This is a genomic window from Stenotrophomonas sp. PvP093 (assembly GCF_017876915.1).
GTDB classification, from domain to species: Bacteria; Pseudomonadota; Gammaproteobacteria; order Xanthomonadales; family Xanthomonadaceae; genus Stenotrophomonas; species Stenotrophomonas muris.
Genome location: NZ_JAGIOX010000004.1, coordinates 1054158 through 1078336 on the forward strand (window position 1 = coordinate 1054158; position 24179 = coordinate 1078336).

General features: G+C 66.2%; 23 protein-coding genes. 16 read left to right on the forward strand and 7 right to left on the reverse strand.

The annotated features are described in order from the left end of the window. Positions 1–32: 32 nt before the first annotated feature. From J3A72_RS07435 to J3A72_RS07445, 3 genes are all read left to right on the forward strand, one after another. Positions 33–2081: a ParB/RepB/Spo0J family partition protein gene (locus J3A72_RS07435; protein WP_014646112.1), complete on the forward strand. Its 2049-nt coding sequence runs from the start codon at positions 33–35 to the stop codon at positions 2079–2081. 62 nt (positions 2082–2143) lie between these two features. Continuing rightward, positions 2144–2353, forward strand: coding sequence for a hypothetical protein (locus J3A72_RS07440; protein ID WP_140222834.1), 210 nt, complete (start codon positions 2144–2146; stop codon positions 2351–2353). 761 nt (positions 2354–3114) lie between these two features. Continuing rightward, on the forward strand, positions 3115–3429 hold the full coding sequence (locus J3A72_RS07445) for a DUF736 domain-containing protein (RefSeq protein WP_014646114.1): 315 nt from the start codon (positions 3115–3117) through the stop codon (positions 3427–3429). Positions 3430–3500: 71 nt separating this feature from the next. Here the strand turns inward: J3A72_RS07445 and J3A72_RS07450 are convergent, their stop codons facing one another. The 3 genes from J3A72_RS07450 to J3A72_RS07460 are packed head-to-tail and all read right to left on the reverse strand — an operon-like array spanning position 3501 to position 6095. Continuing rightward, on the reverse strand, positions 3501–4520 hold the full coding sequence (locus J3A72_RS07450) for a hypothetical protein (protein ID WP_034010234.1): 1020 nt from the start codon (positions 4518–4520) through the stop codon (positions 3501–3503). Beyond that, complete coding sequence (locus J3A72_RS07455) at positions 4517–5770, reverse strand: hypothetical protein (RefSeq protein WP_034010257.1); 1254 nt, start codon at positions 5768–5770, stop codon at positions 4517–4519. The genes J3A72_RS07450 and J3A72_RS07455 overlap by 4 nt, the downstream gene beginning before the upstream one ends. Continuing rightward, on the reverse strand, positions 5763–6095 hold the full coding sequence (locus J3A72_RS07460) for a helix-turn-helix transcriptional regulator (protein WP_051007148.1): 333 nt from the start codon (positions 6093–6095) through the stop codon (positions 5763–5765). The genes J3A72_RS07455 and J3A72_RS07460 overlap by 8 nt, the downstream gene beginning before the upstream one ends. 278 nt (positions 6096–6373) lie before the next feature. On the opposite strand from J3A72_RS07460, the gene J3A72_RS07465 reads away from it, so the two are divergent. From J3A72_RS07465 to J3A72_RS07505, 9 genes are all read left to right on the forward strand, one after another. Further along, positions 6374–6724: a DUF2958 domain-containing protein gene (locus tag J3A72_RS07465; RefSeq protein WP_034010237.1), complete on the forward strand. Its 351-nt coding sequence runs from the start codon at positions 6374–6376 to the stop codon at positions 6722–6724. 336 nt (positions 6725–7060) lie between these two features. Continuing rightward, the gene (locus J3A72_RS07470; protein WP_014646117.1) at positions 7061–7858 is read left to right on the forward strand and encodes a DUF2285 domain-containing protein; all 798 of its coding nucleotides are present in this window, start codon (positions 7061–7063) and stop codon (positions 7856–7858) included. Positions 7859–7933: 75 nt separating this feature from the next. Next, positions 7934–8218, forward strand: a complete 285-nt coding sequence (locus tag J3A72_RS07475) for a helix-turn-helix domain-containing protein (protein WP_014646118.1) — start codon at positions 7934–7936, stop codon at positions 8216–8218. Between the two features lie 26 nt (positions 8219–8244). Then, positions 8245–9102: a replication initiator protein A gene (locus J3A72_RS07480; RefSeq protein ID WP_087948673.1), complete on the forward strand. Its 858-nt coding sequence runs from the start codon at positions 8245–8247 to the stop codon at positions 9100–9102. 241 nt (positions 9103–9343) lie between these two features. Continuing rightward, positions 9344–9982: a ParA family partition ATPase gene (gene parA, locus J3A72_RS07485; protein ID WP_014646120.1), complete on the forward strand. Its 639-nt coding sequence runs from the start codon at positions 9344–9346 to the stop codon at positions 9980–9982. After that, on the forward strand, positions 9979–10242 hold the full coding sequence (locus tag J3A72_RS07490) for a hypothetical protein (RefSeq protein WP_014646121.1): 264 nt from the start codon (positions 9979–9981) through the stop codon (positions 10240–10242). Before parA ends, J3A72_RS07490 begins: the two co-directional genes overlap by 4 nt. Continuing rightward, entirely contained in the window at positions 10239–10793 is a 555-nt protein-coding gene (locus J3A72_RS07495; RefSeq protein WP_209571996.1) for a DUF2840 domain-containing protein, read from the forward strand. Before J3A72_RS07490 ends, J3A72_RS07495 begins: the two co-directional genes overlap by 4 nt. Further along, complete coding sequence (locus J3A72_RS07500) at positions 10790–11389, forward strand: S26 family signal peptidase (RefSeq protein WP_014646123.1); 600 nt, start codon at positions 10790–10792, stop codon at positions 11387–11389. Before J3A72_RS07495 ends, J3A72_RS07500 begins: the two co-directional genes overlap by 4 nt. 448 nt (positions 11390–11837) lie before the next feature. Further along, positions 11838–13820, forward strand: coding sequence for a relaxase/mobilization nuclease and DUF3363 domain-containing protein (locus J3A72_RS07505; protein ID WP_014646124.1), 1983 nt, complete (start codon positions 11838–11840; stop codon positions 13818–13820). A gap of 335 nt (positions 13821–14155) precedes the next feature. Here J3A72_RS07505 and J3A72_RS07510 read toward each other — a convergent pair whose 3' ends face one another. Continuing rightward, positions 14156–15043 (reverse strand): HAMP domain-containing sensor histidine kinase, encoded by an 888-nt coding sequence (locus J3A72_RS07510; RefSeq protein WP_014646125.1) that lies wholly within the window; start codon positions 15041–15043, stop codon positions 14156–14158. Then, positions 15040–15729 (reverse strand): response regulator transcription factor, encoded by a 690-nt coding sequence (locus J3A72_RS07515; RefSeq protein WP_014646126.1) that lies wholly within the window; start codon positions 15727–15729, stop codon positions 15040–15042. The genes J3A72_RS07510 and J3A72_RS07515 overlap by 4 nt, the downstream gene beginning before the upstream one ends. Before the next feature lie 132 nt (positions 15730–15861). On the opposite strand from J3A72_RS07515, the gene J3A72_RS07520 reads away from it, so the two are divergent. The 4 genes from J3A72_RS07520 (at position 15862) to J3A72_RS07535 (ending at position 19612) form a co-directional block, all read left to right on the forward strand. Continuing rightward, positions 15862–16434, forward strand: a complete 573-nt coding sequence (locus tag J3A72_RS07520) for a PE-PGRS family protein (RefSeq protein ID WP_014646127.1) — start codon at positions 15862–15864, stop codon at positions 16432–16434. 148 nt (positions 16435–16582) lie between these two features. Further along, on the forward strand, positions 16583–17008 hold the full coding sequence (locus tag J3A72_RS07525; protein WP_014646128.1) for a hypothetical protein: 426 nt from the start codon (positions 16583–16585) through the stop codon (positions 17006–17008). A 76-nt stretch (positions 17009–17084) separates the two neighbouring features. Further along, positions 17085–18473 carry a DUF1800 domain-containing protein gene (locus tag J3A72_RS07530; protein ID WP_014646129.1) on the forward strand — a complete coding sequence of 463 codons (1389 nt, stop codon included), beginning with the start codon at positions 17085–17087 and terminating at the stop codon, positions 18471–18473. Between the two features lie 2 nt (positions 18474–18475). Beyond that, positions 18476–19612, forward strand: coding sequence for a DUF1501 domain-containing protein (locus tag J3A72_RS07535; RefSeq protein WP_014646130.1), 1137 nt, complete (start codon positions 18476–18478; stop codon positions 19610–19612). A 75-nt stretch (positions 19613–19687) separates the two neighbouring features. Here the strand turns inward: J3A72_RS07535 and J3A72_RS07540 are convergent, their stop codons facing one another. Beyond that, positions 19688–21112: an efflux transporter outer membrane subunit gene (locus tag J3A72_RS07540; RefSeq protein ID WP_034010241.1), complete on the reverse strand. Its 1425-nt coding sequence runs from the start codon at positions 21110–21112 to the stop codon at positions 19688–19690. Then, positions 21109–24177 carry an efflux RND transporter permease subunit gene (locus tag J3A72_RS07545; protein ID WP_209571998.1) on the reverse strand — a complete coding sequence of 1023 codons (3069 nt, stop codon included), beginning with the start codon at positions 24175–24177 and terminating at the stop codon, positions 21109–21111. The genes J3A72_RS07540 and J3A72_RS07545 overlap by 4 nt, the downstream gene beginning before the upstream one ends. Positions 24178–24179 lie beyond the last annotated feature (2 nt).

Sequence of the window (24179 nt, forward strand, 5' to 3'; positions counted from 1 at the left end):
TGCTGCATCCCTAACCGCAAGGAGTTATCACCATGAACGCCGATACCCAAATCGAAACCCGCGCCATCGAAACCGCCGCGCCGCTGGAAGTGGCCGACCCGACCAAGAACCTGATTTTGGTTCCGCTCTCGCAGTTGCTGCCGCGCCGCTCCAAGCGCAACGCGCGGACGACCTCGCGCATGTCCATCCCCGAACTGGCCGCGAGCATTGCCCGCGTCGGCCCGCTGCAAAACCTCGTCGTCATCCTTGCCGCTGATGGCGAGCATTACGAAGTGGTGGCCGGCGACCGACGCCTGACCGCCTTGAAGCTGCTGGCGAAGAAGAAGCGCATCCCTGCCGACTACGAAGTGGCGTGCCTGCTGGTGCCCGACGCTTCGGCCCGTACCGTCAGCCTCGCGGAAAACCTGCTGCGCGAGCAGATGCACCCGGCCGACCAGTTCGAGGCGTTCGCCGCACTGGTCAAGGAAGGCCGCCCCATCGAAGACATTGCCGCCGACTTCGGCGTGACCCCGCTGGTGGTGCAGCGCCGTCTCAAACTCGCCAACGTCTCGCCGCGCCTGCTGGCCGACTACCGGGCCGGAGCCGTCACGCTGGAACAGTTGATGGCCCTGACCATCACCGACGACCACGCCGCACAGGAAAGCGCGTTCTACGGTGCGCCCGAATGGCAGCGTGGCGCGTCCGCGCTGCGCGAACGCCTGACCGAACGCGAAATCGACGCCACGCATCCGCTGGTGCGCTTCGCCGGGCTGGACGCCTACACGGCGGCGGGCGGCGGCATCCGCCGCGACCTGTTCGCGGAAGGCGATGCCGGAACCTACCTGACCGACGCCGCGCTGCTGGAAACGCTGGTGCGTGGCAAGCTGGATGCGCTGGCCGGGGACGTGCGCGCCGAGGGTTGGGCGTGGGTCGAAGCCGTGCCGCATATGAGCTACGCCGAGCGGCAGGCGTTCCAGAACGCGCCGCGCCAGCGCCGCGAACCGAACGCCCGCGAAGCCCGCCGCATCGCCTCGCTGCAAACCCGCCTCGACAAGATCTACGCCGAACTGGAAGAAGCCTACGACGCCGAGGACGAGGACAAGACCGAAGCGCTGGAACCGCGCCGCGAACAGGTTGCCGGGGAACTGCAAGCCGTGGAGGAAGCCTTGCAGGGCTACGCCCCGGATGTGCGCGCCGTGGCCGGTGCCATCGTCACCCTCGACCGCAGCGGCGAAGCCATGATTCATCGCGGGTTGCTGCGCGAGGCCGAAGCCAAGGCGTTGCGCACGCTGGAACGCTTGCGGCAGGGGTTCGGCAGCGCGGAAAGCGAAGCCGGGAACGACGACGAAGGCGAGGACGCCGAACAGCCCAAGGCCGCGAGCCTGTCCGACCGGCTGGCGCAGCGCTTGAGCGCGCACCGCACCGCCGCGCTGCAAATCGAAGTCGCCCGCCATCCGCAAGTCGCGCTGGCCGCGCTGGTGCATGGCATGGTGCAGAGCGTCTTGCAGGACAACCACTACGGCCACGACTTGCCGCTGGGCGTGAGCCTGAAAGTGCAAGACCGGCTGGAAGGCATGGCCCCCGACTGGCCCGAGTCGCCCGCCGCCGTCGCCCTGCGCGAGTTGCAGCAGGTCGCGGGCGAAGCGCTGCCGCAGGACAGCGCCGAACTGTTCGCCGCGCTGCTGGCGATAGAGCAAGGCGAACTGGTGCGGCTGCTGGCGGTATGTGTGGCGGCGACCGTGGACGTGGTGACGCCTCGCGCCACGGCGCAGCAGCCGGGCGCGGAACTGGCGCAGGCTGTGGGGCTGGACATGGCCGCATGGTGGCAGCCCACCGCAGACGGGTATTTCCAGCATGTGCCGAAGGCCGCGATTCTGGAAGCCGTGGGCGATTTTGCACCGTCGCACGCTGCCCGGCTGACGAAGTTGAAGAAGGCCGACATTGCCAGCGAGGCGGAACGGCTGGCCGATGGTACGGGTTGGATGCCCACCATCTTCAAGGCCGAAGGCCCGGAAGCTGCGCCGGAGGAAACGCAGGCGCAGGACGCCCCGGAGGATGCCGAGGCAATGGCGGATGAACCCGCCGAGGCACTGGCCGCTTGACCCGCGCCGAAGGCAAGCGCCCCGGCCTCGACCGGGGCGCTTCGCTTGAAGGAGAAGCCCCCATGGCCCGCACCACCACCAGCCGCCTGCGCATGGCGGCGATCTATGCGCCCGGCGCAGTACGCGCCCGCCGCTGGCACGGCGAAGGCGACGTGCGCGGCTACCGCCCACCCTCGGGCTGGTCGGCCCGCGCCGACCTCACCGACATTCACCCCATCACGGGCCGCGCCTTGCCGCGTGCCATGTGGTGGATTATCGAAACCAAGGAATAACGAGCCGCACCGGCCCCAAGCCGTTCCGCCTTGGGGCCGGTGGTCGAAAATCCGGGCGCGGCGGTGGCCGCGCCCGGTTCCAGCGTCCAAAGCAAAATCGCCACGTCGCCGCCTTCGACCAGGCGGCGACGTGGCGGACGTGCAAGTGCCTTGCGCGCGGTACGGCGATCGGCGCCCGCTGGCGCGGGCAAGGTTTCGATGGCGCCCCGCCGCAATGGGCGGGGCTTGTGGGGCTACGCCCCGGCTTGCTGCGGCAGGTTGTGCCAAAGCGTGCCGTCCTCGACGCTGGCGGTTCGCGCCTGTACGTCACGAAGGACGGTTCACCGACAAGCCACCCGGCTTCGCTATGGCGCATCCACGCCACGCCTCAACCACGTCGTCGCAATCTGCGGCAAGAAGCGTTCTCGCCTGTCGTTGGGGTGTTGGCCTTGCCAGTGTCAGGGCGCAAGCCGGTGAAGCCGTCACGCGGGGATGCCGAGTCGGCCACGTCTCCATTCGGGAGCGGGCGGCCCGTGCGTCCTTGGCTTGTCGTGAATCCTGGCGGTGGCACGGCTGCGCCTTGGGCTTCATGGCCGCAACCTTCCAGCGAAAACAATTTCCCCTGCGCTGCGCGCATTCCTCGCGGGACAAATTCTTTTCGCTTCCAGGTTCTCCACGGTATTGCGACCGCTGCGCGGTGCGGCCAGCCCATCCCCCGCCGGCCGGATCACAACAAGGACGCACTGGCGCGACCTTGTTCAAACCGAAAGGAGAGAAACATCATGGCTAACATCGGCACCTTCACCGCAGAGAAAGACGGCTTCACCGGCCAGCTCCGCACCCTGACCCTCAACGTCAAGGTCAAGCTGGTTCCCAACGACAAGGGCGACAGCGAGAACGCCCCCGACTTCCACCTTCAGGCGGCCGGCCACGAGATCGGCGCGGCGTGGAAGAAGACCAGTGAGGCCGGGCGCGAGTACCTGTCCGTGAGCATAGACGACCCTTCGTTCCCGGCGACGGTCTATGCCCGCCTGATCGAGAACGAGGACGGCACGCACGACTTGATCTGGTCGCGCAGCAAGCCCAAGGCGGCCTGACGGCCGCCCACCGCGCCCCGCCCATTGCGGCGGGGCGCGGCATCTCTCAGTTCCAATCGCTCGCCTGAGCGTTAGGCGAGCGCAATCTTCCGATCTACGCCGCAAAAATCAGCGATCACCCCAACCACCGCCTGCGCCTGTGAAGGCAGTGCGGATGGCGTGGGAGCTTGGGGAGAGAAGGCTGCGGACTCTAACGCAAGTGCCACATCGAACGCCGCTGACCCCGTTAGGTTTCTGGCGAAGAACTCGGCCAACAGATCGGCTTTGACGTTACTAGCCTGTTGCTGAAGTTCCTGTTGCAGCGTATCAGCGAGACCAGGTTGAGCCGCAACGCCTTCCACTAGTGCTGCCGCCATGCGACCGACCTTCTCCGTGAAAGCCTGCCCTGATACGCCGTAGCGTATTCCACGCTCGATGATCTGACGGCGTTGCTCCTGATCCTCAGCAATGAATTCCCTGAGGATGAAGTCCATCGCGATCATGAAATGCGAGCATGAGGCATAGAAGAGTCTCCATGCCCGATTTCCGGAGGCGATTTGGGCCAGCAAATATTCGATGTCTTCAAGCCAGGCATTGCATCCGTCGAAGTTCAAGGAGTGAAGCAGGCGAGATTTGCTTTCTTCATACCTACCACGCCAGTCACCACTTAATCGACCTAGAGAGCCCGATTCAAGATCCGCAAGGAAATCTTCCTCGGTGATGCGCTCCTTGTGGCTGCGTGCGCTATTGGTTAATCGCGAAAGGAACTTACCATCCAATACCCGGACATTGTGTTGGAGGCCAAACTCGCGAACATCCGGCCTAGAATCCGTTGTCGCGACAATGCACGAGTCAAGACCTAGAACTGACTGTAGGCCCTTTGCCCAAAAAATGCGTTCAAGAGCCTGCGGTGTCTTCTTGTTCTTGATGTCGACGCAGATGCGTTCTCTGCTGAGAGGCGAATTGCGCGCGTATAGCCACAGATCGACATCCGTCACATCGAATCGATGGAATGTAAACTTGATGCCTCTGGCAACATAGTAGCCAATGCTTAGGAAATAATTCCGCAGTGCTTCCTCGGCGACAGAGCCCTTTAGTGGTTGGCTTTTCATCGCTTGAGCCCGCCGGTTCGAATTTCTTGGAGCAGGTTGCGCGCCTTCAGTTTCACTGCCTCTGTGGCATTTTTCCGCTGCACCTCTCGATTCAATTCCGGCGCGACGTATTCAGTGATACGTGCACCAGGAATATGCGAAACGCTCTCGGCCGTTATGTCGCCATCTTCGATTACGGCGAGCGCAAGTCGCCCCACTTCTGGCTTCAGGAGCCTCATGGTGAACATGCCGTTATCAGCAGGCGTCACAGCGACGACGCCTTTCAACTCAAGGGCTTGATAGTCGCTTCCAATGGCGGTGGCGGGACCGACGCTATGGCCTGCGATCAGCTTATTCATGAGTGCCGAGACCATCTGGATACGGCCGCGGTAGTAGCTGCTGACGGTCATCCCGTAGGTGAGCGAGGCTACCAGCGCCTTGGCTAAATCCAGCGCATCGTCCGCAATGGAGTTGCTGAATTTGGAGAATGCAGCCGGACGGGTAACGAAGTGGCTCTTGCCCTGATCATTGCCGACAACGCTGACATCGAACAGACCAATGGAGTGAAGACGTGCGAAAAGATCCTGCCCTAGAATCCTGTTAACCGTCTCCAATGGCAGGCAACCTGTTTCTTGAAGCTTCTGATTAACTTCTGTCAGAAGCGCAGCCTCGGGGGCTTTCAAGGTTGATAGAATTGCATTGACCTTCCGCGCATCATCGCGCCGGAACAGGTTGCCATTGAAAAGCAGTTTCTCTTGAGCCGAGATCGGCTCAGAGTCAAAGAAGCCGATGTTGGTCGCAAGATCCAACGTATCACCGACCTCCTTGCGTGAAAGCTTCAAGTGATCGGAAACGACCTCGGCGATAGCTTTGTCCGTCGTGGGCGTCTCGGAGGCAATCTCTGATACGAAGATTACGGCTTCTTCATGTGCCTCGTGGCTGCTTTCATCGAAAATTCTGGATGTGTGCTCAAGCACACTATGTCCAGTCAAGCCAAGGACTTCCACCCCCCCGTTGCCCGGCAGGATTAGTCTTTGCCGCGCGAGTTCGGCAACGATTGCAGGGAGTTCCGTTTTGGGGCTGATGTGGTTGGCACGTGCGAGTGCCTCTAGGCGTTGTTGCGTGACAACGCTTTGCCTTTCCGCAGAGATTGCGGATAACAACGTGCCACTTTTCCCAGCGAAGGCGATCGAGTCGAAATCTTGGTTCGTTGTTGCTTGAAGTTTTCTTGCGTGGTGCAACAGCCACGCGCCTTGGGTCTTCTTATCCATGAACATCCCGTTGCTCGATAGATAGCAGCTCTTGCTCTACTTGCTTAAGCACACGCCTTACCTTGTCCATGTCGTCGCCTGCATAGGCCAGCGTCAGCAACGTGAGCGGATGCACGTCCATGACCTCGCACAGCTCGGTCAGCTTGTGCATGGTCGGGCTTTTCAAGTCGCGCTCCAACGAACTCATGTAGGTACGGCTGGACACGTCGGAGAACGCTTCCTGGCTCAAGCCACGCGCCTTCCTGACCGTCCGTATGGCCGTCGCCAATGAGTGTTTCGCTGCCGCCAACTTGGTTTCCCCTAGAAAACCAAGATGACAGCCCATTGAACCCAATAGGGCTACAATCTATAGTGTTCATTTCTGCGAAGCAATCCGCTTCGTGTCTTTACGGGAATCCGCATGGACGGGTTCCAACAGAATCGGGGCGCCGCATCTGTGTCTTTCCTGGCCTGCGTAATTCCGCTTCTGCGTTTCCGTGCATGTACGGATTCGATGGCTTGCGCCTTCGTGCTTTCCCGCCAAAGCACGCATCCGCTTCAGCGGTTCCGCGCTTCGTTGGAAAATCGTATCCGTGCATCCTCGGATGCGTGGGGATTCGGGGGATGACCCAGCCGCTTGTCACCACTGAACAGCGAGCGCAACTGCTCGCCGTCGGCGCGTGCCGCGCCGACGGCCGGAGCATCGACCCTATGCCAGTGGTGCGACTGTTCACCCCTGACGCGCACGCCACCTGGCTGCTGGCCGCACTCGATCCGGCCGATGGCGATACGGCCTGGGGGCTGATCGACCTCGGAATAGGCATGCCCGGCCTGGGCCATGTGAAGCTGTCCGATCTGGCGTCCATCGTCGGGCCGCGCAAGCAGCCGGTGATGCGTGATCGCTACTTCCAGCCGGTGCGGCGGCTATCGGAGTACCTGCGGCTGGCCGAAGAAAACGGCTCGATCACCGACTGACCAACCCCCAGCAACAACAGCGCATTCTGACTATTTCAGTCTTACCCAAGACCTGCGCAGTCTGAATCCGCACTCTTGCACCGAAGCGGTGCGTTCTGTTGCAAACAGTCATGATCTTTGGTGCGGGCTGCTGCACGGTGCTCCATGCTGCGCGCCATTTTCGTGGCGGCCCAGCCGTCGCATTCAGACGATTTCCGCAATGCCCTGGAGCGAATCAGTCTTGACACCAGCAGTTACAGCTTATCCCGATTTCGATGACGACTTGATGGCGACTCGATAGCTCCCGCACGGCGGAATCCGTGGCGACGTTCCTGCTGAATGACAGGAGGCTGCGTCATGGCTGACCCGAGCGCCGAACACTGGTATCCGACCGCCGCGTATCTCTACACGCTGCACCTCGACGGCCCCGCGCTGGCGTGGGAATACCTGCGTCGCCACCCCGACTACCGCCGCGACTGGCTGCGCCGGCGCCGCCGGCCAGAGGCCGCCGCGCGCTGGGGATTGCGCCTGCTGGAAGATCCCGCCCTGGATGCGCGCGACGCGCATCCGGCTTGGTTCCCTGACCACGATGCTGTCGTGCAACTCTATCCCGATGCCGACCCGCCACCCGATGCGGTGGCCTTCGCGTTCTGGCGCATTCCCGGCCAGAAACGCCTGGTCCACGATGGCAAGCGCCTGGTGCTGCTGACACGATGGCCGGGCTGCTGCCTGCGGCTGGTGATCGCTCCCGGCTTGGCCGACGGTATGGCCTACGCCTATGCCATTCGCGCCTGCGGCGCATCCTGCGGGCGCTATCAGGCACTGGCGGCTGAGCTGGACAAGCTGGCCATCGCTGGCGACACCTTACCCGCGGGAACGGCACGGCCACGGCCGACACTCGCCACATTGCTGGAGTTGAACACGCTCCAGGCGCTCGACGGCACCCTGGCGGGCGCATCCTTGCGCGAAGTGGCCGAAGGACTGTTCGGTGCCGATGCAGTCGCAGACGACTGGTACGCCGATAGCGCCTTGCGCGCCCGCGTGCGGCGACTGGTGCGCCGGGGCGATGCGCTGATGCGCGGCGGCTACCGCCGCCTTGCACAGCTTCCGCCCGTTGCACAGGGACGCGCTGCATCCCATGCAAAACGTCCCTGAGCAGGAAGCCTTGCTTTCTTGAAAGTGCCTCTATCCGGCTGCGTGGTGTGGCCGGGCTTGATGGAGGTACATCCCATGCGACCCGCTCCCTTGCGGCCTGCCGCCACTGCTGTCGCTGCGCCCGTGCAGCCCCAACGCTACCTGACCAACGACGAAGCCGCCGAATACTTGCGGCTGTCGCCGCGCACGCTGGAGAAACAGCGCGTGATCGGCGGCGGCCCGAAGTTCCGCAAGTTCGGCCGCCGCGTCATGTACGCGGTGGCCGACCTCGATGCCTGGGCCGACCAGCGCAGCTACGAGGCCACGTCCGACCCGGAATATGCCGAGCGTCACGCGGGCGACTACCGTGATGGCCGCTGATCGTCGGCTCGCCGGTGGCCATCGTCATGTCCAGCCCATCGCTGCCGTCGAGGCAGCGATCGCAGCAGCGGGAACAGCTCGACCTGTTCCGCGCGCTGCCGGGCGACGGCATGGCGCCGCGCGACAGCCAGGACTTGATGGCCTTTCCGTTCTTCTCGCTGGCGAAGTCGCGGCGCACGGCGCCGATCGACTTCCGCAGCGGGAACATCACCATCCGCGTGGAAGGCACGGCCGAGCACGGCATCGCCACGATATGGGATGCCGACGTTTTGATTTGGGCGGCCTCGCAGATCGTGGAGGCGCGCGACGCAGGCATTCGCCCGTCGCGCTGGATACACGCCACGCCCTACGAAATCCTGCGCTTCATCGGGCGCGGCACGTCCCTCAACGACTACAAGCGCCTGAAAGCCGCGCTCGACCGGCTGCAATCGACCAGCGTGGCCACGTCCATCCGCGAAACCACCGGGCGGCGCTTGCATCGCTTTTCGTGGGTGAACGAATGGCGCGAGCTGGCCGACGCCAGCGGCACGCCGCTGGGCATCGAACTGATCCTGCCGGACTGGTTCTATGCCGGCGTACTCGACGCCGCCCTGGTACTGACCATCGACCCGGCCTATTTCCGCTTGAAGGGCGGTATCGAACGCTGGCTGTACCGCCTGGTGCGCAAGCACGGCGGGCGGCAGGAACACGGCTGGCAATTCGACTTCCGGCACCTGCACCGGAAGTCCGGCAGCGCGGCGCGCTTCTCGGACTTCGCCTACGACCTGCGCGTGCTGGTCGCGCGGCAGTCGCTGCCCGGCTACGTCCTGGGCATCGAGCCGATGCCGGGCGAAAGGCTGGAACTGCTGACCTTCCGGCCCGTGCCGTTCACGGCACGGGGATAACTGAGGGAAAAGGTGTGGACGGCCTCGTGCTATCAGGAGTACAGGGTATCGTGCTATCGGGAGTACGCCTATCGTGCTATCAGGAGTACGAAAACGCCGCAAAGCCAGTAACGGCGCGGGTTTTCGCCCCCTCTAACTTACCTAACTATAAATCTCTAACTTTTAGTAGAAGCGCGCCGTTTCGGTGGACAACCGCAAAACGGCACGGCCAGGCCGGCTTTCCAGCAGGGAGGGCCGCGCCATGATCTTCGCGTTTCTCAATCAAAAAGGCGGCGTCGGCAAGACCACACTCGCCACCCACATCGCCGGCGAGCTGGCGATGCGCGGTCTGCACGTCATCCTGCTGGACGCCGACCCGCAGGGTTCGTCGCTGGACTGGACGCAGCGCAGAAGCCAGCAGGGCTTGCCACGGCTGTTCAGCGCCGTGGGCCTCGCCCGCGAAACGCTGCATCAGGAAGCGCCGGAGCTGGCCCGCCGCGCCGATCACATCATCATCGACGGCCCGCCGCGCATCGCCGCCCTGGCGCGTTCCGCGCTGCTGGCGGCCGAGCGCGTGCTGATTCCCGTGCAGCCCAGCCCGTATGACCTTTGGGCCAGCGCCGAGATGGTGGCGCTGATCCGCGAGGCACAGGTGTTCCGGCCTGCGCTGCGCGCGGCCTTTGTCATCAACCGGCGTGTCAGTACCACCATCATCGGCAGGGAAGCACGGCAATCGTTGGCCGAACAGCCGCTGCCGGCACTGCGCAGCGAAGTGCGCCAGCGCATCGTCTTCGCCGACAGCGTGGCCGCTGGCCGGCTCGCCCGCGAAATCGCGCCCGACAGCGCCGCCGCACGCGAGATCGCCGCGCTCACCGATGAACTGCTGCGGTGGCCGACATGAGCGGCCCGCGCAGCAAGCGCGTCGGCATCGGCGCACGTCCGCCCGCGAATCCGCACGCCGAGGCGTGGATTCGCCAGGGCGATGCCGATGCACTCAACAAAGGCGACCTCTACACCGCACGCCTCACGCTCGACGTGACGCCCGCGCTGCGCGCACGCATCAAGATCGCCGCCTTCGGCCAGGGCGTGACCGTAGCCGAACTGCTGCGCGGTCTGCTGGAACGGGAGTTTCCCGAGAACCGCATGGAGAGCACGCCATGAACGCATCCCTCGCGACCGCCGCGACCGCCGCGAACGCGGCCACGGCTACGCCGCCGTATTCGCTTCCAACACTCGCCGGCCGACCCGGCAACGTGCCGATGACCCGCGTATCGCTCGCCTACATCGAGCCGCGCTTCAAGCTCTATCTGCGCTTCGGCGAACCTGCGCGCACGCTGCGGCTCGACCGCTGGCGGCGCTGTGCGGTGTTCCTGCCGCGCATGGTGTTCTGCCGTATCCGCTGGCAAGCCAACGACTACGGCACGATCCGCTGGCAGCTCATGGTGATGCAAGCCGCCACGCCGCTGGACGACATGCAGCGTATCCCTGGCGTGCGGCCAGGCGCACGCCTGCTGCTGCACGCCGAAGGCGAAAACGCGGTGCGTGCCGTGCTGGAACGCATCGACGGCATCGAAGGGCAAGGCATCGCCGCCATCGACGTGTCGCCCGCGTACTGGCGCACGCTGGGCAACCGCCTGGCGGCCCGCCTGGCGCTGCCCGAATACACCGCCGAGCGGCACGCCGCCTGGCTGGCCGGAAAGGCGCTGCCATGACGACCCAATCCAACACCACATGCACGCACGAAGTCGCGCCGCATCCTCGCTCGCGCCTGCGCGTTCGCATCGTGCTGGCGGGCTTCGCTGCCGTCGGCCTCGCTGCGCTGGCCTGGGCGGCTTTCGTGTCGCCGCTGCCGCGTCTGACCTACAACCCGTCCGACAGCGTGGCGATCGGCTGGTATCGCATCGAACCGTTCGACCCGCGCACCGCCTCGCTGCCACGTCCGTTGTCCGTGGACAGCATCGTGCTGGTGCCGCTGCCCGACAGGGCCGCCATGCTGGCTGCGCAGCGCGGCTACCTGCCGACCCGCGTTCCGCTGCTCAAACGTGTGGGCGCAGTCGCGCCGCAACACGTTTGCATCGTCGCCGGGCAGCTACGCATCGACGGCGTGCCTGCGGCCGCTGCGCTGCCTGCCGACCGGCTGGGCCGGCCGCTGCCATCCTTGCAGCTTTGCCGCCGCCTCGAACCGGGCGAGCTGTTCCTGTTGAGCGTGACCAATCCGGCGTCGTTCGACAGCCGCTATTTCGGCCCGGTCAGCGCATCCGCCGTGATCGGCGTCGCGCACCCGGTCTGGCTGAAGACACGCCCATGATGGCCGCCGATTCACTGCACGTTGCCGTGCCTCTCATCGTGCCATCGGGCATGCCGTTCCGGCTGCCGCCGCCGTGTCGTCGCGCGTGCAGCGCGGGCGCATTCGCGCCGCGCTTCGCGCAACATCCGGCGCAGCCGTCCAGCGTGCAGGCGTCTTGCCTCGAACGCGCCCGGCCTGCGGCCATTGGCGCGTTCGCCGGCGGGCTGGCTGCAAGCAGCGCAGCGCCGCCGGGCCGCCGACGCCCGGAGCGACAGCGAGGGGCAAAGGCGGAAGGCAAGACAAAAGGACGTGGCACCGGGCCGCGTCGAAAGCCAGTCTGCACATGGGGGTGGCGCGGCACGGAGCGGCTTCGCCGCCGTGCCGCGTTCGGCGCGAAGGTCGCGCCAATGCGGGCATGTCCGCGTGCTTCGCACGACCGGACACGCCAGAGCTTGCAGGGAGAACGGCCATGACCGACCGCCGCGACGACGATTTCCGCGTGCGCCCCAGCGCCCCGAAGAACCGGGGTAAGGGCCAGGGGCAGAGCTTCGTTTCCAAGGTGCTCAAGCAGGCCGGAAAAGCCAGCAGCGGCAAGTCGGCGGTGCGCCGTCCTGGGGCGGCTGCCACCGGCCAGCGTCCCGGCTCACGCCTGGGGCGCGGCCATACGGCGGCGCGCTTCGCCGGCGCGAAGCTGACGCCCATGTCGCGGCGCGTGACCATCAAAACCTTGCTGGTCAATCACCAACGGGCCAGCCCACAGTCGCTCGCCAAGCACCTGCGCTACATCGAGCGCGACGGCGCGGGTCGCGATGGCGAACCGGGCCGGGCCTACGGGCCACAGGCCGACGAAGCTGACCTCGATGCCTTCAAGGAACGCTGCGCCGATGACCGCCACCATTTCCGCTTCATCGTCTCGCCGGAGGACGGGGCCGAACTGGACGACCTGCGCACCTACACCCGGCATCTGGTGGATCGCATGGAAGCCGACCTGGGCACGCGGCTGGATTGGGTGGCGGTCGATCACTGGAACACCGACAACCCGCACACCCACCTGATCGTGCGCGGGCGCGACGACACCGGCAAAGACCTCATCATCGCGGGCGACTACATCGCCGATGGCTTCCGCCACCGCGCCGCCGAGCTGGCGACCGAATGGCTGGGGCCGCGCACCGAGCTGGAGATCCAGCAGACCTTGGGGCGCGAGGTGGAACAGGAGCGGTGGACGAGCCTGGATCGCACCTTGAAGCGCGAGGCCAGCGACGATGGCCTGGTGCATGTCGAACGGCTCAACGAACCCCGCTTGCAGCGCCAGCGCCTGCTGCTGATCGGCCGCCTGCAGCGCTTGCAGCGCCTGGGCTTGGCCGACGAGGCGCAGCCGGGCTCCTGGGCCATCCATACCGATGCCGAGAAGACCTTGCGCGCCCTGGGCGAGCGTGGCGACATCATCCGCACGATGCAGCGCGCCATGAGCGGACAGCCGCGCGAGCTGGCGGTGTTCGAGCCGGGCGATGACGGCCGCACCATCTTCGGCCGCGTAGCAGCCAAGGGGCTGGCCGACGAACTGCACGACCGCGGCTATCTGGTCATCGACGGCGTGGACGGCAAGGCCCACTACGTCGCGCTGAACGCCCGCGACGAGCTGGCGAACTATCCGACCGGCGCCGTGGTGGAGGTGAAGGGATCGGCCGACGTGCGCGCCGCCGACAGGAACATCGCCGCGCTGGCGAGCGATGGGCTGTATCGCACCGATCATCACCTGGCGATTGAGCAAGGCCGAGCCAAGCCCGGTCGTGACCCGCAGGAAGTCGTTGCGGCCCATGTCCGCCGACTGGAAGCCCTGCGCCGGGCCGGCATCGTGGAGCGCGTGGCCGACGGGCTATGGAAGGTGCCGGACGACCTGGCCGAGCGTGGCCGCCGCTACGACGCGCAGCGCCTGGGCGGTGTGGCGGTGGAGCTGAAATCGCACCTACCCATCGAGCGGCAGGCCCGCGTCATCGGCGCCACTTGGCTGGATCAGCAGTTGATTAACGGCGGCCGAGGCTTGGGCGACCTGGGCTTTGGTGGCGAGGCCAAGCAGGCGATGCAGCAGCGTGCCGACTTCCTGGCCGAACGGGGGCTGGCCGAGAAGCGCGGCCAGCGCGTGATCCTCACCCGGAATCTGTTGGCTACGCTGCGCAATCGGGAATTGGCGCAAGCCACGAAAGACATTGCCGCCGACACCGGACTGGAGCATAGGCCCATCGCCGACGGTCAGCGCGTGGCCGGCATCTACCGTCGCTCGGTCATGCTCGCCAGCGGTCGCTACGCGATGCTCGATGATGGCATGGGGTTCAGCCTGGTACCGTGGCGGCCGGTGATCGAACAGCGGCTGGGGCAGCAACTCGCCGCGACGGTGCGCGGTGGCGGGGTGTCCTGGGAGTTTGGGCCTCAGCGCTGGCCTGGCATCGGATAGAACTGTTGCTCATAAGCAAAGCCCCACCAACCGCCTTGAAAAGCGCCACCGCATCCTGCGGCCAATGCACCTGTGAGCGCGGTATGCTCGACTTCTCTATCGGCGGGTCTCGTTCGCTCACTATTCCCAATACCTGTCCGCGCTCCTTGCCCTGCCAGACCTTCTGGCGATCGACGGTACTCGCATCAGGTAGGTAATTGGGTCACAGGCTGGCGTAAATAGTGCCGCGGCGTGACCCTGAACCATTGCGCTTCCGTCCTAGCTGCGCCCGGCTTTCGAGTTGAATCTGTCATTGGAGTTATGAAGGGTGGGCGGACAAGCCTGCAGGATGAATTTCATTGATTCATGGGGACGCGAACACGGACGTAAGTGCCTCGGCCCGGCTGGCTGTCCAGATCAACCGAGCCGCCGTGCTTCGACACCGCCGCCTGGACGATGGCCAGCCCGAGCCCGCTGCCCGGTTTCCCGACCGACGTACTGCCGCGGTAGTGGCGCTCGAAGGCCAGGATGCGGTCTTCCTCGTCCATGCCGGGGCCGTGGTCGCCGACCTGGATCAGGACCATGCCGTTGTCTGCGGTCGCCCGCAGGTCGATGGGCGATCCGGGAGCGTACTTGCGCGCATTGTCCAGCAGGTTGCGGATGATCTCGCGCAGCATGGTCGGGTCCATGCAAACACGAAGTCCGGGAGCCGCCTGTACGGCGATCACGCGATCCGGTTCCAGTTGCCTGACCTCGGCCGCGAGTTCTTCCAGCGTCGGCACGAGCGCGATCCATTCGTTCGATGGGCGACGCATGACATCCAGCCGGGCCAGCAGCAACACGTCGGCGACCAGGGCGCTCATCCTTTTGACCTCCTGCTGCAGGCCATCGAGCTGGGTATAGGCGCTGGTATCGCCAGGGCGGATGGCGTGCCGCAGGTTGTCGAGCGAGGCGGACATCACCGCCAATGGCGTTCGCAACTCGTGCCCGGCCTCGGCCAGATGGCTTCGCAACCTTGACTCCTTTGCCTGGGCGTCGCGTGCGACCGTGGCCTGGGCCAGTTGCGCGATCAGGTATCCGACCAGCGCCGACAGCACCAGGCTGATGGCCGACACTGCCCAATAGCGCTTCAGCACGCCCGGACCCACGCGCGGATAGACCAGCAAGGCCATCAGCAGGATCGCCAACGCCAGCACGCAGCACACCGCGGCCGAAATCCAAGCCGTTCGCGTGGAGCGCTTCATCCGATTTTCTCCTCGATGCGCAGTGTGTAGCCCACGCCGCGCACGGTCTGGACCAGACGCGGGCTTCCATCGGCCTCCAGCTTCGCACGCAGCAAGGACACGAATCGATCCACCGTTTCCGTACCGACTTCGGCGTCCACTCCCCAGACCGACTCCAGCAACTGGCTCTTGCGGAAGACCCGCCCCTGCTCGCGCATCAGGCCGACCAGCAGATCGAACTCACGCGCGGACAGGGCCAATGGCGAATCCGACTTCCATGCGCGGCGCCTGAGTGGATCGACACGCAGATCCGCATACGCCAGCAGGTCGCTCGATCCCGCTCCGCGCCGAAGGTGCGCCACCAGCCGCGCCTTGAGTTCGTCCATGGCAAAGGGCTTGGTGAGGTAATCGTCGGCCCCGCCCTCCAGCGCCACGATCTTGTCCCCCAGTTCGGTGCTTGCCGTGAGCATCAGGACCGGCACCTGTGTGCGTTTGCGGATGAGCGGGAGAAGCGCCAGGCCATCGATGTCGGGCATGGCCAGGTCCAGCACGATGGCGTCCGGGCGGCGCTGTGCGATGCGCGCCAACGCCTCCCGACCGTTGGCGGCCGTGTCGACCTCGAACCCGCGCAAGCGCAGTGCGACTTCCACGGCGCGGCGCAGGTTGGGTTCGTCGTCGACGACCAGGATGCGGGGGCTCTGCTGCATGGGGTGCCTCTGCGGTGCCGGCTAAACCTAAACCAACCAGCCGCAGCGCATCCAGCCGGCTTTCCGGATTCCTTCCGATATCGCTCTCGAGACTGGCGGTGTCCGATCCGGGACAGTCATGGAGATACGACGATGAAGAAGCAGAATACGGTGATCCTGATGCTGGTTTTGGCCGTTCCACCGGCGTGGGCCGCCCAGGATACCGGCGTCAGCGGCAACGGGATGGCGGCAGGCCAAGGCTCGGCGAATGGACAAGGCCTCGCTGTCGGCCAAGGGGAGGCCAGCGGGACCGGCACGGTCTACTACCGCGGCGAAGATGGACTTATCCATCGCAAATCGGGTACCGGAACCGTGGATGGCCGTGGCGTCGCGGTGGGCGCAGGCGAGGTGGACGGAAAGGCACTGGTCGCCGGCCATGGGCGGGTCGAAGGGGATGGCGCCGTCCGGCCCACGCATGGGAACACCCCTGTCAGCGGTGCCATCGGAAGCGGCACGGCCACGGGAACAGGGGCGGCCATCGGCAAAGGTCAGGCCAGCGGAACGGGGACGGTGTATTACCGGGGCGAAGATGGCCGGATCCACCGCAAATCGGGCACCGGTTCGGTGGCCGGACGGGGCGTGGCCATCGGAGATGGTTCCGTCAAGGGCAAGGCCGCCGTACGAGGCAAAGGCCAGGCCCATGGCTATGGCATCAAGCGGCCTTGATAGCCAGACGCGCGGCGCCCCGGTCGTCTGACTGGGGCGATCACGTAGCTGGCTGTTACCCAAATGTGATCACTTGACACGTCAGCGCGGCATCCAGCAAGGCGTTGTCCCTGGCGTGTCTTCCACATCGAGCAAGAAGGAGCATGCAATGCACACTGCCATTCGCTGGATCGCCCCGATGCTGCTCTCCACACTGGCCGTTACCGGCTGTGCTGCCGCCCAGCACCGGGATTGGGACAACAATCCGCCCGGCCCCGCCGGCGGCCCCGGCACCAACTGGGAAAACCCGCCGGGCTGGCGTGGCGGTCCGGGCGCTTCGCCCAACCAGCGTTTCTACCGGCGCGACGGCGTGCGTTACGAGTTCAAGCTCGTCAGCGGCGGTTATTACTACAGCCCGCGCTGGGGCTATTGGCATCCGCGATACGGCTTGTGGAACCAGGGCCGCCGCTGCTGGATGGATATCGACAACAACCCGCCAGGTCCGGCCGGTGGCCGGGGCACCAACTGGGAAAACCCGCCGGGCTGGCGCGGCGGGCCGGGGGCATCGCCGGATCGGTTCGACCGTTGCCGTTGAACGTGCGTCCCGGACCCGCTTGTCGGACGCCACCTCGAACGATGTCTCATCACATGAGCACTGAAGGTCGTCACGCATGAACCGTCAGCACGCTGTCAGCGCGGCCAATCGTTTTGGCCTGGGCGCCCGGCCCGGTGAGATCGATTCGATCACCGACCCGCAGGAATGGCTCCTGGCGCAGTTGCGAATGCCGGCTTCGGAGCCGGCGTTGGCCGAATTGCCCGGCAGCCTGGAATATCTGCGCCAGGACATTGCCCTGCGGCAAACCCGGCGCGAATCCAGGCAACGCGGCCCGGCCGGGGGCGCGATGCCGCTGGCCAGGCGCCAGCGGCAGGCGCAATTGCATGAACTGCTGCTGCGCCACCAGGTTGCCGTGGCCAGCCCGACCAGCTTCAGGGAGCGCATGGTGCGGTTCTGGTCGAACCATTTCGCCGTGTCCGTGGACAAGCGCGTGGCGGCGCCCTATGCCGCGCCGATGGAGCGCGAAGCGATCCGCCCGCACGTGCTGGGGCGATTCGCCGACATGCTGCTGGCGGTGGAAACCCATCCGGCGATGCTGCGATTCCTGGACAACACGCGATCGGCCGGGGCGGACTCGAAACTGGCAGTCCGCGCACATCGGCGGAATCCGGAGCGGGAACTCGGGCTCAACGAGAACCTGGCCCGCGAGATCCTCGAACTGCACACGCTGGGGGTGCAAGGCGGGTATTCGCAGGCGGACGTGACCGAGCTGGCCAAGGCCATCACCGGATGGAGCGTGCCGGCGCCGCAGGACTTCGAGCGCGGCGCGCCGGTGCGTGCCTTCATGTTCCGCGCCAACGCCCATGAAGGCGGATCGCGCGTGGTGATGGGCAAGCGCTACGCCGAGGACGGACTGGCGCAGGGCCAGGCCGTCCTGGCCGATCTTGCGGTCCATCCCGCCACCGCACGGCACGTGTCGTGGAAGATCGCCCGCCACCTGGTCAGCGACGAGCCGCCGCAGGCGCTGGTGGAGGCGATGGCAAGAACCTGGCTCGCTTCCGGCGGCGACCTGGCGCAGGTATATGCCGCGTTGATCCGCCATCCGGCCGCCTGGGGCGAGTCGGCACGCAAGTTCAAGACGCCCGACGACTATCTGCTGTCGGCTGTGCGCGCCGGCGGCGTGCTGGACAGCTCCCGCCCGCAGGCCCTGTACACCTTGCTGGACAGGATGGGACAACCGCCGTTCACCCCGCGCTCGCCCGCCGGCTTCGCCGACGAGGCCGCACAGTGGAGCGGTCCGGATGCGCTCTGGAAGCGGATCCAGAGTGCGCAGGCGCTGGCCGAGGCCGTACCGGAGGATCGGCTCGATCCGGAAGGTACCGCCCGCGCCATCTTCGCCGACACGCTGGACGAAGAAACGCGGTCCGCCCTGCGCCGGGCCGAGTCGCCGCGTGACGGCCTCGCCCTCCTGTTCGCCAGCCCCGCCTTCCAGTGGAGGATCTGACCATGACGCTGACCCGACGCATGTTCCTGGGCGCTGCCGGCGCGGTGACCACGTTGACCCTGTGGCCGTGGCAGGGCCAGGCCCGGACAGCGGGCGATACCCGGCTGCTGGTCGTGCTTTTGCGCGGAGGACTGGATGGACTGCATACGCTGATTCCCCGCGACGATCCCCAATACCGCAGCCTGCGCGGCAGCCTGGTTCCCGACGATGCACCGGCGCTGGATGGCAGCTTCGCGCTGCATCCGTCGCTGTCCTTCGCGCACGATCTTTATCGGCGCAAGCAGCTGCTGCCGGTGGTGGCGGTGGCCCCTCCGTATCAGGAGCGTTCGCATTTCGACGCCCAGAACTGCCTGGAGAATGGCACCGGTCGCCCCAGTGGCGCCGGGACCGGCTGGCTCAACCGCTGTGCCGGCGCAATGGCCGATGGCGAGGCATTGGCCATCGGCAGCGTGATGCCGCTGATCATGCGTGGCCCGGGGGACGCCGCGACCTGGTCGCCGCCCCTGCCGGAGGACGTCAATCCGATCCTGTTGCAGCGGCTCGAGCCCCTCTATTCGCATGACGCGGCGCTATCCGCCAGTTTTTCCCGGGCAATGGCCACCCAGGGAACAGTCGCCGGCGTGGGCGGCCGCGCAGCGCGCATGGTGGCCGCCACCACGGCGGCGGGGCGCTTCATGGCCAAGGCCGACGGACCGCGAATCGGGTTCGTGGAGGATTCCGGCTGGGACACCCACGCCAACGAAGCCGCGATCCTGAAGAACAAGCTGTCCGAGCTCGACGTGGGACTGCGGGCCTTCCACGAGGCCGCGCAGCCGATCTGGGACCGCACGGTGGTGGTCGTGGTGAGCGAGTTTGGCCGGACCGCCAAAGTCAACGGCACCGGGGGGACCGACCATGGAACGGGAGGGCTGGCCTTGCTGGCCGGCGGGGCGGTTCGCGGGGGGCATATTGCCGGGCAGTGGCCTGGACTGGCTCCGGGCGATCTCAACGAAGGTCGGGACGTGCGCGTGACGACGGACATGAGGGCCTTGTTCAAGGGCGTGCTTGCCGGGCACCTGCGGCTGGACATGAGAACACTGGACACGGCGGTGTTCCCGGATAGCGGCAAGGTGCGCCCGATGGATGGGTTGCTGGTTTAGCACTCGAACCGTCGAGTCCAGGTCGCCGAAGATGCCGATCGGCGGGCGTTGCTGGAAAATCCCTCGACTACTTTGCTACTCCTGCCAGCCGCCACCAACCGCCTTGAAAAGCGCCACCGCATCCTGGGCCAATGCGCCTTGCGCGCTCAGCGCGGTCTGTTGCGCATCGAGCATGCTCAACGTCTCCACCAGCACGTCGCGCTCGCTCGCCGTGCCCAGCATCTGCTCGCGTTGCTTGCGCTGCCAGACTTCCTGGCGGTCGAAGGTCGCACGCGCCGCGTATGCGGCCTGGCGTTGCTGATAACCATAGTCCGACAGCGCATCCTCGGTTTCCTGTAGTGCGCCCAGCACGCTCTGACGGTACTGGGCAACGGTAGCCTCGTAGCCGGCGCGCGCCTGCGCCGTTTGCGATCGACGCGCACCACCGTCGAACACCGTGCCCAGCAGTTGCGCGCCGAGCGACCAGGTTCGCAGCGGCGCATCGAGCAGATCGTCGACGCTGCCGCCGACATAGCCACCGTTGGCCGACAACCCCAGGCTCGGGAAATACGCGGCCTGCGCGGCTCCCACCTGCGCATTGGCAGCCTTGACCCGTGCCTCGGCCGCCATCACGTCGGGGCGGCGCCGCAGCAGTTCGGCCGGCATCACCGCCGGGGGCGCCGGTGCCTCGAACCCGTATTCGGGCCTGGGAGCCAGCACGAACGATGACGGTGCCTGCCCGGTGAGCGCGGCCAGCGCATGCAGGCACCGGGCGCGCGTGGCCGAGGCCGCTTCCAGTCCCATGATGCTGCTGTCCAGTGCGTTGCGCGTCTCCACCACGTCGTTGGGCGAGGCGGTGCCAAGCTCATTCGCCCGTTCGGTCATCTCCAGCAGTCGGCCGTTGGCATCGACCTGATTCTCCAGTAGCGCCATCTGCACTTCGGTCTGGCGCAACGACAGATAGGTGCTGGCCACGGTCGCGGCGATGCTCAGCCGTTGCGCATGCAGATCCTGCGCCGAGGCCTCGGCCTGCGCACTTTGGGCTTCGGCGCGCCTGCGCACGGCTCCCCACAGGTCCAGCTCCCAGCTCACGGTACCCTGTGCAGTAGCTTGCTGGCGCACCTGTCCCTCGCCCAGCCCCTGCGCAGCCGCCGTGTTCTCGCTGCGGCTTTGCGAAACGCCCATGCTGACCTGCGGCCTCCCGGCCGCACGGACCTCGCCGATTGCCGCCTGAGCCTGGCGCCACGCGGCGTCCGCTGCCGCAATGGACAGGTTGGCCTGTTGCGCGCGCTCTTGCAGCTCATTGAGGTCGGGATCGTGCCAGGCCTGCCACCAGGCCTCGCCGTACCATTCAGTCGGTTCCGGGTCGGCACGCGTCCACACCATGCCGCCCTCCTCGAACCGTTCGGGGACGGGCAGGTCGGGCCGGACATAGTCGTGGCCCACGGTGCAGGCCGCCAGCGCCAGAGGCAGTAGCGCGCTGGCGAGCAGGCGCCTGCGAGATCGGGAAATGCGTGTCATGGTGGGGTCCTGCGGTGGAGGGTGCCGAATCGATCCATGAGCACATAGATCGCCGGTGTCGAATAGAGCGTCAGCACCTGGCTGAGCATCAGCCCGCCGATGATCGCCACGCCCAGTGGTTGCCGGAACTCGGAGCCGTAGCCGGAACCGATGACCAGGGGGACTGCTCCCAGGATTGCCGCAAGCGTGGTCATCATGATGGGGCGGAGCCGCACCAGACTGGCACGCAGGATCGCCTCCTGCGGAGACAGTCCCTCGGCGCGCTCGACCTGCAATGCGAAATCGATCATCAAGATCGCGTTCTTCTTGACGATGCCGATCAGCAGGATCACGCCGATCAGCGCGATGATGCTGAACTCGAAGCCCCCCGCCGCCAGCGCGATCAGCGCACCGATGCCGGCAGAGGGCAAGGTGGAGAGGATGGTCAGCGGATGACGCAGGCTCTCGTAGAGCATGCCCAGCACGATGTATACGGCCAGCAGCGCGGTGACAATCAGCAACGGCATCGTCTTGACCGTGTCGGCGAAGGCCTTGGCATTGCCTGCAGGCGCCGCGGCGATGCCTGGGTCCAGGTGCAGCGCATCGACCGCCTGCCGTATCGCGCGTTGCGCCGGTTCCAGCGAAGCGCCGGGACTGAGGTTGTAGGACAGCGTGACGGCGGGGAATTGGCCTTGGTGGGACTGTGACAGGCTGGTCTTCTGCACGCTCCAGCGCGCTATTGCCGACAGTGGCACCAGCTCGCTGCCGTGACCAGGCGTGACGTAGATCTGGTCCAGCGTCGCGGGGTTGCCAGCCTGCGACGGGTCCAGCCCCATGACCACGTGGTACTGGTTCATTTCCCGGTAGATCGTGGAAACTAGGCGCTGGCCGAAGCTATCGTAGAGCGCCTGATCGATGGCCTGCGCCGATACGCCGAGCCGCGCGGCAGCGGGCCGGTCGATCTCGATCTGCGCCTCGACGCTGCCGTCCATCAGGTCGGAGCTGACGTCGGTGATCAACGAAACCTTGCGCATGGCCTGTTCGACCCGCGCAGCGGCCACATCCAGGGCCGCGCGGTTGTCGGCCGACAAGGTGAACTGATATTGCCCGGCCGACTGCCGCCCGCCGACGCCGATGTCCTGCACGGCCTGCAGCGTCACTTGCACGCCGGCCTCATTGGCGAAGGTCTTGCGCAACTGGTCGATGACCACATCCGCGCTGTCCTGGCGCGGATCGTGCAGCGGCTTGAGCGTGACGTAGAGCGCGCCGGCGTTGGAGGCGCTGCTGCCGGTAGCCCCGAGGACGCCGATCACCTGGTCGACGGACGGATTGCCGCGCAACATGCGTACCACTTCGCTGAAGCGATCGCGCATCTGCCCGAAGGAGATGTTCTGCGGCCCATAGACCTGGCCCAGCAGCAAGCCCGTGTCCTGCTGCGGGAAGAAGCCCTTGGGCATGACCGCGAACACGACCAGTCCCAGGCCGACGACCGCAGCGGTAGCCCAGGCCATCAGCCGCGGGCGCTGCAGCGTCCAGCGCAGTGTGCGTCCATAGAAGCCATCGGGGGAAGCGCCCTGCCCATCGGGGTGCCGCGCGTCGTCCGCCGGACGCAACAGCATGCGGCTCATCATCGGGGTGACGGTGAGCGAGATGACCATCGATACCAGCACCGCGGCCGCAAGCGTGACCGAGAACTCGCGGAAGAGGCGTCCGACCAGGCCAGACATCAGCAGCAGCGGAATGAACACCGCCACCAGCGAGACGCTGATTGAGAACACGGTGAAACCAACCTCGCGCGCGCCGTCCAGCGCCGCCTGCACGCGGCTCTTGCCCATCTGCTGGTGGCGCATGATGTTCTCCACCACCACGATGGCGTCGTCCACAACGAATCCGGCCGCGACGATCAGCGCCATCAGCGAGAGGATGTTCATGCTGTAGCCCAGCGCCCACATCACTGCGAAGGTACCCAGCAGCGACAGCGGCACCGCGACCGCCGGCACCAGGGTGGCGCGCCAGTCGCGGAAGAAGACCGCTGTCACCGCGATCACCAGCAGGATCGACACCACCAGCGTCAGCTCCACCTCGTGCAGCGAGGCGCGGATGGTCTGGGTCCGGTCCAGCATCACGTCCAGCTTCATGGTGGCGGGCACGGCGGCCTGCAATTCCGGCAGCTGCGCGCGGACCCGGTCCACGGTCTCGACCACGTTGGCGCCGGGGCGCTTGCTGATGATCAGTGCCACGCCCGGCCGCCCGTTCATCAAGCCGAAGCTGCGGACGTTCTGCGTCGAATCGGTGACCGAGCCCAGGTCGGACAGCCGGACCACCGCGCCGGCGTTGTCGCGCACCACCAGGTCCCGGTAGGCGGCCGCCTGCAGCAGATCGTCGTTGGCGGCCAGCGCGTATTCGGCGTCGCCGACCTGCACCGATCCCTTGGCGCGACGCGCATTGGCACCGTTCAGCAACTGCCGGATCTGGTCCAGACCGATCCCGTACTGGCTCAGCCGCTGCCCGTCCAGCTCCACACGCACGGCCGGCAGCGCGCCGCCACCGACCTGCACATCGCCCACGCCTTCGGTCTGAAGCAGCTTCTGCTGCAGCAACGTGGATGCTGCGTCGTACAGCGCGGCACTGTCATCGGTCTGCGAGGTCAGCGCCAGCGCCATGATTGGCGCTTCGGCGGGGTTGACCTTGCGATAGGTCGGCACGCCGTCCATGTCGCTGGGCAGGCGGCTCATCGCGGCGTTGATGGCGGCCTGCACGTCGCGTGCGGCGCCGTCCACGTCGCGGGCCAGGTCGAACTGGATCACGATGCGCACCGAGCCGCTATAGCTGACCGACGTCATGTCGGTGATCCCGGCGATGGCGCTGAACTGGCGCTCCAGTGGCGTGGCCAACGAACTGGCGACGGTATCCGGATCGGCACCGGGAAGGTTGGCGGTAACGGCGATGGTGGGGAATTCCACCTGCGGCAGCGAAGCCACCGGCAGCATGCGAAAGGCCAGCAGGCCCAGCAGCATGATGCCGACGGCGATCAGAGTGGTGGCCACCGGCCGACGCACGAACGGACCGGACAGATCGATCGCCATGG